Source organism: Carnobacterium sp., from assembly GCF_049673005.1.
Classification (GTDB): Bacteria; Bacillota; Bacilli; order Lactobacillales; family Carnobacteriaceae; genus Carnobacterium_A.
This window is the reverse complement of sequence record NZ_JBATXB010000048.1, coordinates 19,708-35,984: the sequence shown is the minus strand read 5'-3', so window position 1 is coordinate 35,984 and position 16,277 is coordinate 19,708. Positions and strand designations below refer to the sequence as shown.

Here is a 16,277-nt window from a genome sequence, read left to right as displayed (position 1 = left end):
CACCTTCAACAGCTTCCGTTGCAGCAAACCCACCCATACCGGCTTTTGCACCTGTATCATAGATACTATAGAATAGTTTATTATCGTCAGTTAACATCTCAGAGATTCCTTCAATTGGTTGAACAGCTCCCGCTTCAGCAAAGATTTTTGCTGCTTCATCAGAGTACACGTAGCTTACAAATTCTTTGGCAGCATCTTTATTTTCAGCTGCTTCAGGAACCCATAATTGTTCAAAGAATGTAAAGGCATAGCGGTCTCCGCCTTCTTCAATAGCTGGTAACGCAGTCATACCCCATTCAAATCCATCAGATCTAGGCGCTTCTGCCATTTCCCCTACAACCCAAGTTCCATTTGGCATAAATAATGCTTTGTCATCAAGAACCAATTGTTGATTTTTAGTAAAATCTCGATCATTCCCGTTAGCTACTGTTGTTGGTTCAGTATATTCAGCTAATTTCCCTACGATTTCAAATGCTTTTGTTGCTTCTGGTGTTTCCCAGATTCCGTCTTCGTAACTCATTGCACGGTTATAAAAATCCGGTCCGCCAACTTCGAATAACAATGAGTAAAAGAACGCATCAAAATAGCCAGCATGAGGATAAGTAAATAGCGATATGCCCTCAGCTTTTGCTTTGTCTCCTAACTCCCACATTTGATCCCATGTTTCTGGAACATCCCAGCCTTTTTCAGTTAAAAGATTTTGGTTGTAGAATAAGCCCGTTGGACTATAAAACATTGGTGCTAGGAAAGTTTTCCCGTCATTATAAGGATTGGTTACTAACGTATCTGTAAATCCTGATACTAATTTATCTTTAACTTTTACATCTTCTCCATAGACATTCATATCTAAAACATCGGTCAAATCTTCTAGAGCATTGTCTTTAATCATGGTTTCAGGAAGAGCTAGTTTACGACCTGTTCCAAGTAACACAACATCAGGGTATTTGCCCGCTTTCATGTTTGGACTAATAACTTCTTCTAAATTTTTATCTATAGTTAATTCAACATCTACATCTGGATTAGCTTTTTCGTAAGATGTTACGATATTATCCCACATTTCTGATCCATAAGCTGACTCAAGTGCTGCTATATGAAGAGTTTCTTTACCATCCTCACCGGCAGTTGCTTCTTTCTTTGTATCCTCTGTTCCACACGCTAATAGCGCAACTGAAAATAATGCCACTGAACTTGCCAACAAAAATTTATTTTTCATAATAAATCCTCCTTTTATCTTCTTAGTAACTAAAGTATACGTCCGAAAAAGCGCTTTCACAATCGTTATCTTGCTACGATTTTTAGATATCTTGTTATCCTTGAGTTTTTAAACTAAAAACACTATACTTAATTTAATACAATTTCGTTTGCTGGGAGGGTTAATGTGTCAAATTTAGTTTACGAAATCCCTATACTTGATCATCTTCATTCCGCTACTCCTTTATTATATGTTACAAAATCAATTGATGAAAAAGATTGGCACAGCTTAATTCATTCACATCATTTTACAGAATTGCTTTACATTACTGAGGGAAAAGGATCCGTTTTTATAGCAGGTAAAGAAATAAGCGTCTCGAAGCATGATTTAATTATCATTAATGCCTACATTGATCATACAGAAAAATCATCACTTGATCATCCTCTAGAATACATTGCACTCGGTATACAGGGCATATTTTTTTTACCTACTGACCAAGTAAATGCACCCATTCCTTTTCATATCTATAGAGATAAAGATGCTGAATATTTAGTATACCTTAAAAAATTAGTAGAAGAGGTACAAAATCAGAAGAAAAGTTATGCCATTATTGCTCAAAGTTTATTAGATATTTTATTGATAAAGATTCTACGTAAAAATACATTAATTGTTGAAAAATCAGAGAACCAAAAGTTAACGAAAGAGATTAATAAGATAAAAAAATATATAGAAAATTCTTTTCGTGAAGAAATCAATTTAGATAGCCTTGCTAAAATTAGCCATCTTAATAAATATTATTTAGCACACTCTTTTAAATCAATTATTGGCATTTCTCCTATCGAGTATTTAATTAATATCCGCATTCGAGAAAGTAAAATTATATTAAAAACAACTAATTATCCCATATCCGATGTATCTGCAATTACTGGTTTTTCATCGCAGTCTTTTTTTTCACAATCCTTTAAACGTGTCACCAATATGACTCCATCTGCTTATCGAAAAAGCAAATCAAAGTTAGAAAAAAATAAGCGTAAAAAAATAAGGTGAATTTATTGTGCTTTAACTTAAATCTCTTCATAAGATTATACTTAAACACAAAAATACAGAATGAGCTTTTTATAGCTCATTCTGTATTTTAATTATTTATCCGTTTTTATTAATTCTAATGGTGAAGCAATTGATTTTTCAACATCTTTACCTGAGAAATGGTCGAATGCTGCTTGCATAGCAAGCTTACCCATTTCCTCTGGTTGTTGGGCAACTGTTGCACTTAATGTTCCTGCTTTTATAGCAGCTAAACCATCTTCTGTTCCGTCAAAACCTACAACTTGAATCTCGCCTGTCTTGCCGGCTGCTTGAATAGCTTGGATGGCACCTAATGCCATTTCATCATTTTGTGCAAAGACAGCTTGAATTTCTGGTTTTGATTGAAGCATATTTTCCATAACTGTCAGTCCTTTAGCACGGTCAAAACTAGCTGTTTGTTGGTCTACGATGTCTAAATTTTCTTTAGCGTATTCGTTAAAACCTTTGCCTCGCTCATTTGTTGCAGAAGCACCCGGGATTCCCTCAAGTTCAGCAACTTTAGCATCTTTACCTGAAATTTCTTCAATATATTGAGCCGCTATTTTCCCACCTTCTACATTATCTGAAGCAACTAAAGTAACAACTTCTCCACCTTCACTTGAACGGTCAATTGTGATAACTGGAATACCTGCGCTATTTGCCGCTTCAACTGCCGGCGAGATAGCAGATGAGTCTACTGGGTTAATCAGTAAAACATCGACTCCTTGTTGAATTAAATCATCAATGTCATTACTTTGCTTAGACGTGTCATCTTGTGCATCTAATACTTTTACTTCTGAACCTTTCTCTTCAGCTAAGTTAACAATGCCTTCTTTTACAGAGATGAAGAATGGATTGTTTAGTGTAGATAAAGATACTCCGACAACTAAATCTTTTGCGTCTTTTTCTTCCACAACTCCTGAATCTGTGTTGTCCCCTTCTAAAGTTGCACTCCCACATCCACCTAAAAATAATACTGCCGCTGCTGCAAATCCGATAAGTTTTTTCATGTCCTTTTCCTCCTAATGTTTTATTTTTTTCTATCTAATAATACGGCGATAATAATAACGATCCCTTTGACAATTTGTTGATAAAAGCTAGAAACACCTAGCAAATTCAAACCATTATTTAATGTCCCCATAATCAACGCACCGATTAAGGTTCCAACGATTCTACCACGACCTCCAGAAAGGCTTGTTCCACCTAAAACGACAGAAGCAATTGCATCCATTTCATAAGATTGTCCTGCTGTTGGTTGGGCTGAATTCAATCTTGAAGTTATAATGATACCTGCAACAGAGGCCATCATTCCTGAAATAGCATAAATAGCAATTTTAATGCGGTCACTCTTAATACCCGCGATGAAAGCAGCTTTTTCATTTCCACCAATAGCGAATACTTTTCTACCAAATGTCATTTTGTGTAATAAGACATACAATAAAGTAAAGCAAATCAGCATTAATACAACCGGGAAAGGAATCCCAAATAGATAACCACGTCCAATAAATTTGAAAATAAAACTGTCGCCAATTCCTGTAATAGGATTTCCTTTAGTAAAGACTAGTGTGGCGCCACGGAAAATAGTCATGGTTGCTAATGTCGCAATAAAAGGTGCCATCTTTCCTTTTGTAATCAGTAAACCATTAAATCCACCAAGTAATCCACCAGCAATAATGGCAAGCACCATCGCTAGTAAAGGATCTAATCCAGCCACAATTCCTCCAGCCATCAATGCACTACTTAACGCTAATGTCGAACCAACGGATAAGTCAATTCCACCAGTTAGAATGACAAAAGTCATTCCAAAAGCAATTAGAGCATTCGTTGAAACTTGTCTCAATAAATTCAACAAATTATTGGGTGCTACAAAACCTGGATTAAGAATAGTAACAAAGATTATCAATACAACCAGTGCTAATAACGGTCCTAATTTTTCAATCAGTTCTTTTCGTGAATTTTTTTCTTTAGTTAATGTTATTTTTTTTGTATCTAAACTCATATTAATATCCTCCAGTAGCGAGACTCATTATTTTTTCTTCTGTTGCTTCAGTTCTACCTAGTTCTCCAGCTATAGATCCTTCGTGTACAACAATAACTCGGTCACTAACACCTAATATTTCTGGTAGGTCACTAGAAACCATAATAATTGCAACGCCACGATCAGCTAGTTCATTCATTAACTGATAAATTTCTCTTTTTGCTCCAACGTCGACCCCTCTTGTAGGTTCATCTAAAATTAAAACTTTCGAACCAATTCCTATCCACTTAGCAAGAACGACTTTTTGTTGATTCCCACCGGATAAATTAGAAACGGCTAACTCCGAACTCTGTGCTTTAACTTTTAATCTTTTCATCAATAAGTCGACAAAGTCTTTTTCGGCTTCAGTATCAATAATGCCATTCTTTTTAAACCCATCAATTGAAGGCAAGGATATATTTTCTTTAATTGAATAATCTAAAATTAGCCCTTCGTCTTTGCGATTTTCTGTGAGAAACCCGATACCCTTATGAATAGCATCGCTAGGTGTTTTTATTTTCAAGAGTGTATTCTCTAAGTAAACTTCTCCACTATCAAGCTCATCGATTCCAAATATCGCCCGCATAACTTCCGTACGACCTGAACCCATTAAACCAGAAAAACCAACAATCTCTCCTTGACGAACAGTGAATGAAATGTCTTTAAATACACCTTTTTTAGATAACTCTCGCCCTTCAAAGATCACTTCTCCAATTGTTGAATTTTTTTCAGGATAATAATCATCTAAGTCTCGCCCAACCATTTTGCGAACAACATCATCCACACAAGTTTCTTTTGTTTTCATTGTATCAATGGATACACCATCTCGCATAACTGTAATAGAATCACTAATTTTAAAAATTTCTTCCATTCTATGAGATATATAAATAATAGCTACGCCTTTTTCTCTTAAGTTCACTATAATTTTAAACAATACTTCTATTTCTCTTTCCGTTAGTGCAGCAGTTGGTTCGTCCATAATCAGTACTTTTGCATTAGTCATTAATGCTTTTGCAATTTCAATCATTTGTTGTTGTCCAACGGATAGTAGGCTAACTTCAGTATTTATATCAATCGTAATACCTAAATCAGTGAATATTTCTTTAGCTTTCATTTCCATTTCTTTTTTATTTAACCAACCAAATTTATTTTTTATTTCTTTTCCAATAAAAAGATTTTCAACAACTGTCATTTGAGGCCAAGTATTCATCTCTTGATGAATGAAGCTAACTCCATTTTCTTCAGCCTCTTTAGGATTATCATAGATGGTTTCTTTACCATCAATAATAATTTTACCTGCATCGTATTTGTGCAAACCCGTTAGTATGTTCATCAACGTTGACTTACCCGCTCCATTTTCACCCATTAATGCATGGATTTTCCCACCATATAGTTGAATATCAACGCCTTTAAGAACTGAATTGGTACCAAAACTTTTTGTGATTCCTTTCATTATTACGTCCATTTTTTTACCTCCTAGAATAGCACGCCCGATTGTAAGATGATATTAGAATAAGGGGTTGCTTCACCGGTCCTAATAATTGCTTGAGTATAGGCTGTTTTCTCTTTAAATTCTTCATGACTAACATAATGAATCTTATCTTTCGGTAATTTTTCTTCAATTAGCTTCAATTGTTCGGGATTTTCTGATTTAATCTCACTAGCTAATATAACTTCTTCTATCTCCATTTCCTTTATTAAAATATCTAATAGTTTTTGAAAAGGAGGATCGTTTAAAGTTAAAGCTAAATCAATTTTTTTAACCCCTGCCGGAATCGGTAACCCAGCATCGGCAATGACGATTTGATCTGTATGACCTAAATCAGCTAAAATTTTATCAATCTCACTATTTAATGTCCCATTCTTTTTCATAATACACACTCTCTTTCAATTCATTTAAAGTAGGCATGCCTGTTTGAGCCCCAAACTTTTGAATAGACAACGCTGCTGCCAAATTACCAAACCGGATACTTGATACCATATCTAATCCTGATGTTAAGGCTACTCCGAAGGCTCCGTTAAAAGTATCTCCTGCTCCAGTAGTATCTAGTGGTTTAACTTTATAAGAAGAAACTTGAACTTCTTTTTCTCCATCGTTAAAATAAACACCCTTAGAGCCCATTGTAACTATTAGTTTATTGGGATACTTTGCCATACCTTCTGATAAACTCAGTTCAGGAAAAAGCAACTTGAATTCTGATTCATTTGGAGTAAAGTAAGTAACTTTTTCTATTAATTTTCGATCAATTTTTTTGGCAGGAGCTGGATTGTAAATTGTTTTAATCCCTTTTTCGTAACAAGTTTGAATCACTTGCTCAATAATGTTTAACGGCGTTTCGTTTTGTATAATTACAACGTCGCTTGATTCTAAACGTGATTGAGCGAGATTAATTTGTTCTTCGGTTATCTCGTCATTGGCTCCAGGAATATATATAATGCTGTTATCTCCATCAACAACTGTGATATGTGCAGATCCTGAAGGTTTTTGTGTAACCCTTTCCACAAAAGTCGTATTAATAGAATTGTTTTCTAAGTTTGATACAATCTCTTTTCCAAAAAGGTCTGAACCAACTGTACCTATCATGGATACTGTTCCACCCAATCGGGCAGCTGCAACCGCTTGGTTAGCTCCTTTGCCTCCAAAAGTAGTAGTGAAATTTTCGCCTATAATCGTTTCTCCAATATCTGGTCTTTTATTTGCATTTACAACAAAGTCTGTTGACAGACTTCCTACAACGGTTATTTTGCTCATTCGTATTCCTTCTTTCTTAAAGATTCTCTTATTTCAATTTTTACTGGTAACTGAATGTTTTTTTCGACAACTTTTAATCCTTCTATTCTATTACACAATATTTCAGCACCTTTGTAACCAATTTGATAAGCTGGTTGTGCAATAGTAGATAAACTTGGATACATTAGCTTACTATAAGGATTGTCATCGTATCCGATAACTTGTAGATCTTCAGGAATCGTTAATCCTCTGCGAATGGCTTCACGCATGATGGTCAATGCATGAATGTCATTTGATGCAATAATACTTGAGACATTGGGGAACATTTCGAACAGTCGATGAGCCGATTCCTGAGCTGAATCAAATTGAAAAGACTCTGTTTCAAACAAGTGATACGTCAGTTTATTTTCTTCTAATAGTTTAACACTCCCAGCTAAACGAACCAATGAGTTAGAAACCGTTCTTGGACCAACCATTACAACAACTAGTCCAGGTTTCCTTTCGCTTATAGCTGTAGCTGCTAGGATTCCACCTTGATAATCATCAGAATGAACAGAATATTCTTTGTCTGACGTAACTCTATCTAACATGACAAATGGCATATTTTTTAATTTAGTAGAATTGCTTTCAACAGCAGACAATACGCCAGCAACATTATTTTGGGCAAAAGTCCGTATGTACTCTGATTCTTTTAGTGGATTCTCTTGAACATTGCCTAAGATCAAATTGTATCCTCTCTCATTTACCTTATCTTCTACACCTTTAGCAACTAAAGGAAAGAATGGATTCGAAATATCTGGTAAGAGTAAACCAATTAGCTTAGATTTTTTTTGGAAAAGTGAACGAGCTACTTCATTCGGATAAAAATCCAATTCTTTAATTGCTGCTTCAACTTTTTGTCGGCTCTTGTCGCTAACATACCCGCTTTTATTTAAAGCTCTTGAAACTGTCGCTACCGAAACACCTGCCAACTTAGCAACATCTTTAATTGTTTTCATCCTGTTCACCTCGTTTATTCGGCTTAATGTGTAACCGATTACATACATATAATAGCATCATTCTTTTTTATTTGCAAGCGTTATCAGAAAATTTTTTGCAAAAAAAAATAGAGTAACTGTTTACTCTATTTTTAAATCCAACTTATTTAAATCAAATGCACTTTTTGATACTCGTTAAAAACCATTTTTTAAATTCGATTTGATTGATATCTACACAAACAGTGGCATTGCTTTCTTTATTTAAGAATCCTTCTAAATCTACAATCGTCGCACCTTTTGTATACTTACCCGTTAATTCTACATCCATAAATGTATCTACAACATCAAATATATCTGGTCTAAGTAGATAGGCGATAGCTGTACTATCGTACATAGTCAAACCATTCTGCATGTTTCCCCCTCTGTAACGTTTAAATAAATGATAAAACATATCGCCAACTTTATTCATCTCTTTTATTTCTGTACTGTCTTCAGGTAGAATTAATGCTTTTAATCCTAAATCTAACCCTACCATTACAATTCGAACACCCGAATTAAAAACAATTTTAGCAGCCTCTGGATCAAAATCGATATTGTATTCGGACATGACTCCACTATTTCCTCTAGTTAGAGAGCCCCCCATAAAAATGATTTCTTTAATAGCTGTCTTCGTTTCCGGATACATTGTTAGAAGCATCGCTATATTTGTTAATGGTCCAATTCCGATAATAGTAACCGATTCTTTGCTAGTCATAATAACTTCCCTCATAGCATTCACGGCATGTTCTTTCAGTAATAAATGATCGTCTGGTTCTTCAAAGATAAAACCTTCCATTCCTGTTTCTCCATGTATACTACTAGCATCCATTATCTCTCTAATTAGAGGTGCGCCTACTCCTTTTGCTACAGGGATATCTTTATTTAGAAATTTAAGCAGTTTTAATGCATTTTGTGTAACATGATTCAATCCTACATTTCCTGCTACAGTGGTAATGAGTTTGACATCTATTTCACTACTAAATAGAGCAATAGCTAACGCGACTGCATCATCAATTCCTGGATCTGTATCAATAATTACCTGCTTTTTATTCAATTTAATTCCTACTTTCTTCTATTTAAACGTTTATTCTTTAAAATAATTATAAAATTACATTAACATTCTCATCGTCGTTTAGCAAGCGCTGTCAAAAAACAAAAAAAGAGGAAAACTGAGATAAGCCTCAGTTTTCCTCTCTTTACTTCATTACCATTCAGCTATAGTACCGTCATAATGTTTCCATTGAGGATTAGTCCATATTAGACCCTCTTGAGAGATATCTTCAATTAGTTCTTCGTTTAGATCTAAACCTAGACCTGGCTTAGATGGAAGATCAACAAAACCATCTTTATATTGAAAAACTTCTTTATTATGGACGAAATCTAATAAATCAAACCCTTTATTGTAATGGATTCCTAAACTTTGTTCTTGGATGAAGACATTTGGTGTACATGCATCCACTTGTAATGTTGCAGCCAACGCAATTGGCCCATATGGAGCATGTGGTGCTACAGCCACATCGTAAGCTTCTGCCATAGCTGCTATTTTTTTTGTCTCCAAAATCCCACCAACTAAAGCAACGTCAGGCTGAATAATATCAATACTGCCTTGTTTAAAAATATTTTTAAATGCCCATCTAGTATATAAGCGTTCACCTGTTGCTAACGGTGTTGCTACATGACGTGCAATCTCTGAGAATGCCTCTTCGTTTTCTGGAAGTACGACTTCCTCTAAAAACATTGGCTTCAGTGGTTCAAGTTCTTTAGCCAATACTTTTGCCATTCCTTTATGAACTCTACCATGAAAATCAACAGCAACTTCCATATCATATCCTAATTTATCACGAATTGATGCAACTCTATCTACTACTTTTTGTACCTCTTTAAATGAATCAATATAATGTAATTCTTGTGTTGCATTCATTTTTACAGCTCTAAATCCTCTATCATAACGATCCATAGCTTCAGTTACAACATCTTCAGGTCTGTCTCCACCAATCCAAGAATAAACTTTGATGTTATCGCGTGCAGCTCCACCTAATAATTCATAAACAGGAACATTAAAGTATTTACCTTTGATATCCCATAGAGCCATTTCAATACCAGATACTATTGTTCCATTTATAGGTCCACCTCTAAAGAATGAACGATGAAGTTCTTGCCATAATCTTTCAATCTCAAAAGGATTACGTCCAATTATTCTTTTTCCCATTTCATATGCTCCAGAGACTACTGTTTCCGTTTTCGTACCCGAAATCATTTCTCCCCAGCCTTCGATACCTTCATCTGTGCTAATTTTTATAAAAATCCAGCGTGGCTTAACTTTGTAAACTTTAACATCTGTAATTTTCATTTTATGCAACCTCCATCAAATAGTTATAGTGATTGTTCTTCTGTTTCTAACCCTCTTAGTTCTTTATCTAACTTCGCTTTAGGCTTCATAACTTCAAAGTAATACCAGAAGATTGCTATAATAACAATCATAACAGGTAACGTTACGAATAATGGACCAACAAAAGCAAAGAATACTAAAAAGCTATGTGTTAAGCTAGTTGCTGAAAATGATGAAATTAATAGAGCTCCACCAGCAACTGCTACTTCAATACCCACTGAACTTGCAAGGTCTGTAAGTATAGGAGCAGTAATTGTACCTGCGTATAAAATAGCTGCACTAGTTGATAAACCAATAATGATATTTTTGAAGAAGTTTCCTTTTGTAAGAGCTACAACTAAAGCAATTCTAAATGGAATAATTGCTAAGTCAGCAAAAGGTAACATTCTGTTTCCTGGTAAAATGAAAGCAAGTCCGATTGTTAAAGGTATCAGAATTAAAGCTGTAGTTATAACATCTTGATTTCCTACTACAACAGCTGCGTCTAATCCGATAAATAACTTTCTATCTTTAAATTTCTTTTGAGACCAATCTTGGGCTGCTTCTGAAATAGGCATTAATCCTTCAACAAATAAAGAAGTCATTTTAGGAATAATTACTAATACTGCAGCCATACTTACACCTAGTTGTAATGATGTTGTAATATCATATCCTCCTAGTAATCCAATAGCCGTACCCAATATTAAACCTAAAACCATTTGATCTCCGAAAAAACCTAGGTACTTTTGAACATCTTTAAGAGTGATGTTAATCTTATTTATCCCAGGAATTCTGTCTAATAACCAATTTAAAGGCCAAGCAAGAACTAATGTGGAGGTTGCTGATACTGTAGGTAACGACACCCCAGGTATACCAAAGAATTTTTCAATCATTGGTTGAGACCAATCTGCTATTTTAAAGGTTGTTATTGCCATCACAACTGATGCACCAATTCCAAGCCAAATATTTTTTGTAACATAGTGAACCATTATTCCAACGATTGCCATATGATGATAATTCCAGATATCTACATCTAATGTGCTTGTTGTATTAGTTAATAGCATGATAATGTTTACTGCAAATATTGAGAAAACAAGAAACACAATGATTGGAGACGACCAGGTAACCGCTGCAATAGAACCCCAACCTACATCTAATACATCTAAATTTATTCCAATGTTATCTACCATTGCTTGAGAGGCGGGACCTAAATTGGCCGCCATATAATCTAGTAATAATTTGATTCCAGCAAAACCAATTCCTAAAGTTAGTCCAGATTTAAATGCCTTTCCTAATTTCAAACCAAAGAATAATCCGATTACTGTTATAATAATAGGTAACATAACTGTTGGACCAGCCCCAATTAGCCAATCAAATCCTGACATTACTGCATTCCACATAATATTTCCTCCTGAATTATATTTTTATTTCAGATAACTCAAAATTTCTTTTAATGTATCCTCTTTGCCAATACCAGTTAATAAAGATAATCCAGCTACAACCGGAGTACTAACTTGTCCGCCAAATTGGCCGGTTGTTACAACTAAATCATAATTGTCTCCTTTTCCGGGAACCTCCATTAATTTACATTGTTCAGTTTTAATGATAACTCCTTCTTTTTCAGCATAATCTCTTATTTTTGAAGCCACTACAGTTGACGTTGCAATCCCATTTCCACAAGCTACTAATACTCTTTTCATAATAAATTCCTCCTACTATTTTTTAGTTTAAGTATGGTTCTAACGCGCTTAATACTTCATTCTTATCTTTAGATTCTGTAATTTCCTTTGTTAATTTATCATTTTGAATAATTGAAACTACTTTTTGTAACATTTCTATCTGACCATGAGGTTCTTTTATAGCTAACATAATGACAATCTGTACATTCAATTTTTTTTCTCTGTTTTCCATAGAACAAAATTCTACAGAATCTTTTAAAACACCAATAGCTATTGTTGTTTTAAAAACTAAATCATTATCTGCGTGAGGTATAGCAATATTCACTCCTAGCGAAGGTAAACCAGTAGGATATAGTTCTTCTCTATCTATAATAGCTTGTGGATATCCTGGTTTAACGTAATCATTTTCTAGTAATTTAGTTGATAGAAAATTTAAAATATCTTCTTTATTTTCAAAATCTAAATTAATAAATACTAATTTTTCATCAAGATTTAACTTCATGTTTACTTTCACCCCTTTCATTTCACTTTTAACTTAATACTATTTAAAAACTTTATTTTCAAATAATATTAATGACTTTGCTAACTTCTTGCTATTTTGTGTTGAAATATCTTCTTTATTAAAAATACCTGAAGCAATACCTACGTAGTCAGCTCCATTATCAAAAAAATTAGCCGTATTTTCTGAAGAAACTCCTCCAACAGCCATCAAAGGAAGTTTACCCAATGGAGCTTGAATATCCTTAAAAAATTTATTTCCAACAGTATTAGCTGGAAAGATTTTTATAATGTCTGCGCCATTTGTTTTAAGCTCCATTACTTCTGATGGCGTCATCGCGCCAGGTATAGTTAGAATTCTTTCTTGTTTACACATTTCTAAAATTTCTTTGCTTAATTTTATAGGAGACAATATGAATTTTGCTCCTGCACTTATAGCATCTTTAGCATTTTCCATAGATAATACTGTTCCTGCTCCTATATAAAAATCATTTCCGTACTCTTTTGATATTTTACTAATGGTTGTAAAAACATCTGGAGAATTTAATGTAATTTCAAGAGCATAGTCCTTATGCTTACCTTTTAAAACATCCATAACTGTTTTAACCTGCTGATAATTATAGCCGCGTAATATAATGGTAACTTTTGGAAAGTTATTTATCATTTTTTCCACCTCCTGTGTTACTTTTATACATGCAAGTATCATGCCAACTTTTGGTTTATAATATTGTATTCGTTAAAATAGAATGAATCTCTTCTTTTGTATTAGCCTCTTCAAGGAGTTTGAAAACGTTATCCTTATAGAGTATGTTATATAAATCTTCTATTTCTTTCCCGTTATCTTCAGTTAATGCCAAAAGAAAAATAAAAGTAACATACTGGTTATTCTCCCATAATATAGGTGTGGCTAGTTTGGTAATCGAAATGGCTGGTTTTGTAATATACTCACTTTCACCGTGAGGTATTGCAATACCTCCTTCTAAAAAAGTATTACCCATCGTTTCTCTTTTATACATACTTAAGATAAAACCACTAGTAATACTTTCTTTTTGTATTAACTTTTTAGTCATTTTATCGAGAACATCATTTTTTGTAACGAACTCATTCTCAATATGAATTAAATCTATACTAATATAATTTTTTAAAGTATTTTCTTTATATAGTTTGCCTTTATTACTAAGTATGTGTAGAAGCTTATTGCTTTTATTTAAGAGTTCTTCTGCTGATACAAAAGGTATATCTTTATATATAGGGTTAATGGTTCCTACTATGGCTAATATTTCATTAGAATGACTAATCTCATCTAAAGTCACTGATAGTTCATCTTGAGTAAAAAAACCAATCGGAATTATTTTAATTTTGTCAGTATAATTAACAATTGATGTTTTAATATAATTTTTTAAAACCTTAGCTGCACCTTCACCAGTTAGACATAATGTTACAATTACTTTTTCTCTTTCTATTGGTGAAATAAACGTGCTCCCAGTTAAAAATTGCTTTGAATCAATTTCATCTGCAAGTTTATCTAAAGTATCTTCTGGTAAAAGTGAACGCCTAACTGATTCAATAACCATTAAAGTATCAACTCTCCCAACTACTCGAACAGATATCTGTGTTCTTGCTGAAATAATATCTCCAAATAGTATTAAAGATCCCATATCGGCTAATATAAGTACTCCTTTTCCTTGATCAGCATTTTTCACTACAGGTATTGTTTTTTCTAGCATCAAATTTGGTGAATCAGTTAAATCCATTTCCAATCCAACAGCATGGTTTACACCTAATAATTTGTTCGCTACTTCAACCATTCCTTTAGCTACATTCCCGTGAGAAAGTACAACTATTCCAATTTTTATATTTTTTTCCTGTACTAAACCTTTAAAGTTTTTAAGATACATAGCGATAAAACCAATTTCATCTTGCGGTAAATTTATGGCATATTCTTTATCGATTAAATCTTTAATCAAGCTACCAACTTTAAACTCTTTTTTATAATTTTGTTTTATCATTTCTAAGTTTGGATTTATCGTTTCTTTATTAGAAATATACCTATTGATAGCTGAATTCAAATGAATAGAAAGGGGGAAAATCAGTTTGCTGTCTAAATTCTCAAAATAATTATTTGCTATTTCAAAACTCATCTTTGTTGCTTCTAAAAGCCTAGAGCCTATGAGATTTTTTAAAATATCATAATCTATTTCTTTTTTATAACTTAATAAAGAAAGACGTTGCATCTCTCCTTCTATTCTTTCGCTCAAGTATAATTTTATTTTAGATTCTGTATAATTTTCTAATTTCATTGTTTGATAAGTATTTTCAATAAATTCGTAAATAGTTTCAGTATGAACAGGTATTGAAAGCTTGTTCATTTTTTCTAATTCCTTACTATCACTTTCATTAATAATTAGATCTTTTTGACTAAAGGAATAAACTTCTTCATTAAAATCATTTTTCATAATAATTTCTTCAATGATCTGCTTAGGTAATTCTTGAAAGTTTATACAAATTTCATTTTTCTGATTTATTGTTGCATGAAGAAATCCTTTTGCAGAAGTTGCTTGGATATCACTTTTTAACTGACCTATATTACCATTACAGGAATAAGATAAAAACGATTTTATGACATCTCTTTTTATTCGAAATGGTTTATTCACTCGTTTACTTTCATTTTTAAAAAACATTTTTATAAAATGAAATTTTTCACTAATTGTTCTTTCGTGATAACTTGGCATCTCTATATTTATAGGAATTCTTCTTCTAAAAGTTAACAATAGTGTTTTAGATGGATCTTCAGTTGTTGCCCCTATTAAAAGTAACTTACTCTTTCTAGCTAACTCAGTTTCTCCTAGCCTTCTATACAAATTTTGATCTAAAAGATAAAACAAAATTTCTTGCCCTTCAGGTGGTAATCGATGGATTTCATCTAAGAATAGAATTCCACCATCGCAGATTTCAACAAGTCCTTTTTTATCCTCCGTTGCTCCAGTAAAAGCTCCTTTAACATAGCCAAAAAGTTGTGAGAGTAATAATTGTGGATTTTCTGCATAATCTGCACAGTTAAATACTTCAAATCGAACATTTCCCTTGAAATTCTTTGTAGTTTTGCTGTATTCATACATTTTTTGTGCGACAAAGCTCTTTCCAGAACCAGAAGGCCCTGTAATAAGAGTGTGTAGGCCTTTAGGAGGATAGAGAATTGATGCTTTTGCTTGGTTAATTTGTGTTTTCAGACTACCGTTTGATCCGATTAAGTCTTCAAATGGATCCGCTTCCTTAATTTGTTTTAGCGGCTCAATAATAGAAATTTTATCTTGGACTTCTTTTTTATATTTTCCAACTGCAGATCGTGTAATAGAGAATCCAACTTCATTTAATTTTTCGGTTAATTTTCTTTCAGATATTTGAGGTTGTTCTGTTAGAATAGCAATAATTTCAAAATCTAATAATTCTTTTCTTCTTGTTCTTGAATCGGGTATCATTTCCCTAGTTCTTAAATTAGTGATAGTCTCTCTAAAAGTTTCTAATAGTTGAGCAAGTTCGGTGTCAGTATAAGGATTTCTTGGATTTTCATTTTCTATTATTTTTTTCAGCTTATTTATCATCTTTTTAAACCCCTTTTATTTGTATTTATTTTCTCATTATACAACAATAGCTTAGAATTTCTGCTTTATTTGAAATTACTTCACAAAGAGATTCTTTACTTTATATATA

15 protein-coding genes are annotated in these 16,277 nt (G+C 33.2%); 1 reads left to right on the top strand and 14 read right to left on the bottom strand.

Going from position 1 to position 16,277, the window contains the following annotated elements; genetic code table 11:
* On the bottom strand, window positions 1–1,213 hold a 1,213-nt coding region (locus tag WBF61_RS04410; protein WP_424254269.1), incomplete at its 3' end, for a carbohydrate ABC transporter substrate-binding protein.
* Window positions 1,214–1,378: 165 nt separating this feature from the next.
* Between WBF61_RS04410 and WBF61_RS04405 the strand changes: the two genes are divergently transcribed.
* Window positions 1,379–2,239, top strand: coding sequence for an AraC family transcriptional regulator (locus tag WBF61_RS04405; protein ID WP_424254266.1), 861 nt, complete (start codon window positions 1,379–1,381; stop codon window positions 2,237–2,239).
* A 92-nt stretch (window positions 2,240–2,331) separates the two neighbouring features.
* Here the strand turns inward: WBF61_RS04405 and WBF61_RS04400 are convergent, their stop codons facing one another.
* The 13 genes from WBF61_RS04400 to WBF61_RS04340 form a co-directional block, all read right to left on the bottom strand.
* On the bottom strand, window positions 2,332–3,267 hold the full coding sequence (locus WBF61_RS04400; protein WP_424254264.1) for a D-ribose ABC transporter substrate-binding protein: 936 nt from the start codon (window positions 3,265–3,267) through the stop codon (window positions 2,332–2,334).
* Window positions 3,268–3,287: 20 nt separating this feature from the next.
* Window positions 3,288–4,256 carry an ABC transporter permease gene (locus WBF61_RS04395; protein WP_424254263.1) on the bottom strand — a complete coding sequence of 323 codons (969 nt, stop codon included), beginning with the start codon at window positions 4,254–4,256 and terminating at the stop codon, window positions 3,288–3,290.
* Between the two features lies 1 nt (window position 4,257).
* A complete protein-coding gene (locus tag WBF61_RS04390; RefSeq protein WP_424254261.1) occupies window positions 4,258–5,739 on the bottom strand; it encodes a sugar ABC transporter ATP-binding protein in 1,482 nt (493 codons plus the stop codon).
* An 11-nt stretch (window positions 5,740–5,750) separates the two neighbouring features.
* Window positions 5,751–6,146, bottom strand: coding sequence for a D-ribose pyranase (rbsD, locus tag WBF61_RS04385; protein ID WP_424254259.1), 396 nt, complete (start codon window positions 6,144–6,146; stop codon window positions 5,751–5,753).
* The gene (gene rbsK / locus WBF61_RS04380) at window positions 6,121–7,026 is read right to left on the bottom strand and encodes a ribokinase (protein ID WP_424254257.1); all 906 of its coding nucleotides are present in this window, start codon (window positions 7,024–7,026) and stop codon (window positions 6,121–6,123) included. Before rbsK ends, rbsD begins: the two co-directional genes overlap by 26 nt.
* The gene (locus WBF61_RS04375; RefSeq protein ID WP_424254255.1) at window positions 7,023–8,003 is read right to left on the bottom strand and encodes a LacI family DNA-binding transcriptional regulator; all 981 of its coding nucleotides are present in this window, start codon (window positions 8,001–8,003) and stop codon (window positions 7,023–7,025) included. Before WBF61_RS04375 ends, rbsK begins: the two co-directional genes overlap by 4 nt.
* Window positions 8,004–8,154: 151 nt before the next feature.
* Entirely contained in the window at window positions 8,155–9,075 is a 921-nt protein-coding gene (gene rihC / locus WBF61_RS04370) for a ribonucleoside hydrolase RihC (protein WP_424254253.1), read from the bottom strand.
* A gap of 150 nt (window positions 9,076–9,225) precedes the next feature.
* Entirely contained in the window at window positions 9,226–10,371 is a 1,146-nt protein-coding gene (dgoD, locus tag WBF61_RS04365) for a galactonate dehydratase (protein WP_424254251.1), read from the bottom strand.
* 23 nt (window positions 10,372–10,394) lie between these two features.
* Entirely contained in the window at window positions 10,395–11,789 is a 1,395-nt protein-coding gene (locus WBF61_RS04360; protein ID WP_424254250.1) for a PTS galactitol transporter subunit IIC, read from the bottom strand.
* A 24-nt stretch (window positions 11,790–11,813) separates the two neighbouring features.
* Window positions 11,814–12,089 (bottom strand): PTS sugar transporter subunit IIB, encoded by a 276-nt coding sequence (locus WBF61_RS04355; RefSeq protein ID WP_424254248.1) that lies wholly within the window; start codon window positions 12,087–12,089, stop codon window positions 11,814–11,816.
* 22 nt (window positions 12,090–12,111) lie between these two features.
* Window positions 12,112–12,570: a PTS sugar transporter subunit IIA gene (locus tag WBF61_RS04350; RefSeq protein WP_424254246.1), complete on the bottom strand. Its 459-nt coding sequence runs from the start codon at window positions 12,568–12,570 to the stop codon at window positions 12,112–12,114.
* Window positions 12,571–12,609: 39 nt separating this feature from the next.
* Window positions 12,610–13,230: a bifunctional 4-hydroxy-2-oxoglutarate aldolase/2-dehydro-3-deoxy-phosphogluconate aldolase gene (locus tag WBF61_RS04345; RefSeq protein ID WP_424254244.1), complete on the bottom strand. Its 621-nt coding sequence runs from the start codon at window positions 13,228–13,230 to the stop codon at window positions 12,610–12,612.
* A gap of 55 nt (window positions 13,231–13,285) precedes the next feature.
* The gene (locus tag WBF61_RS04340; protein WP_424254242.1) at window positions 13,286–16,168 is read right to left on the bottom strand and encodes a sigma 54-interacting transcriptional regulator; all 2,883 of its coding nucleotides are present in this window, start codon (window positions 16,166–16,168) and stop codon (window positions 13,286–13,288) included.
* Between the last annotated feature and the right edge of the window lie 109 nt (window positions 16,169–16,277).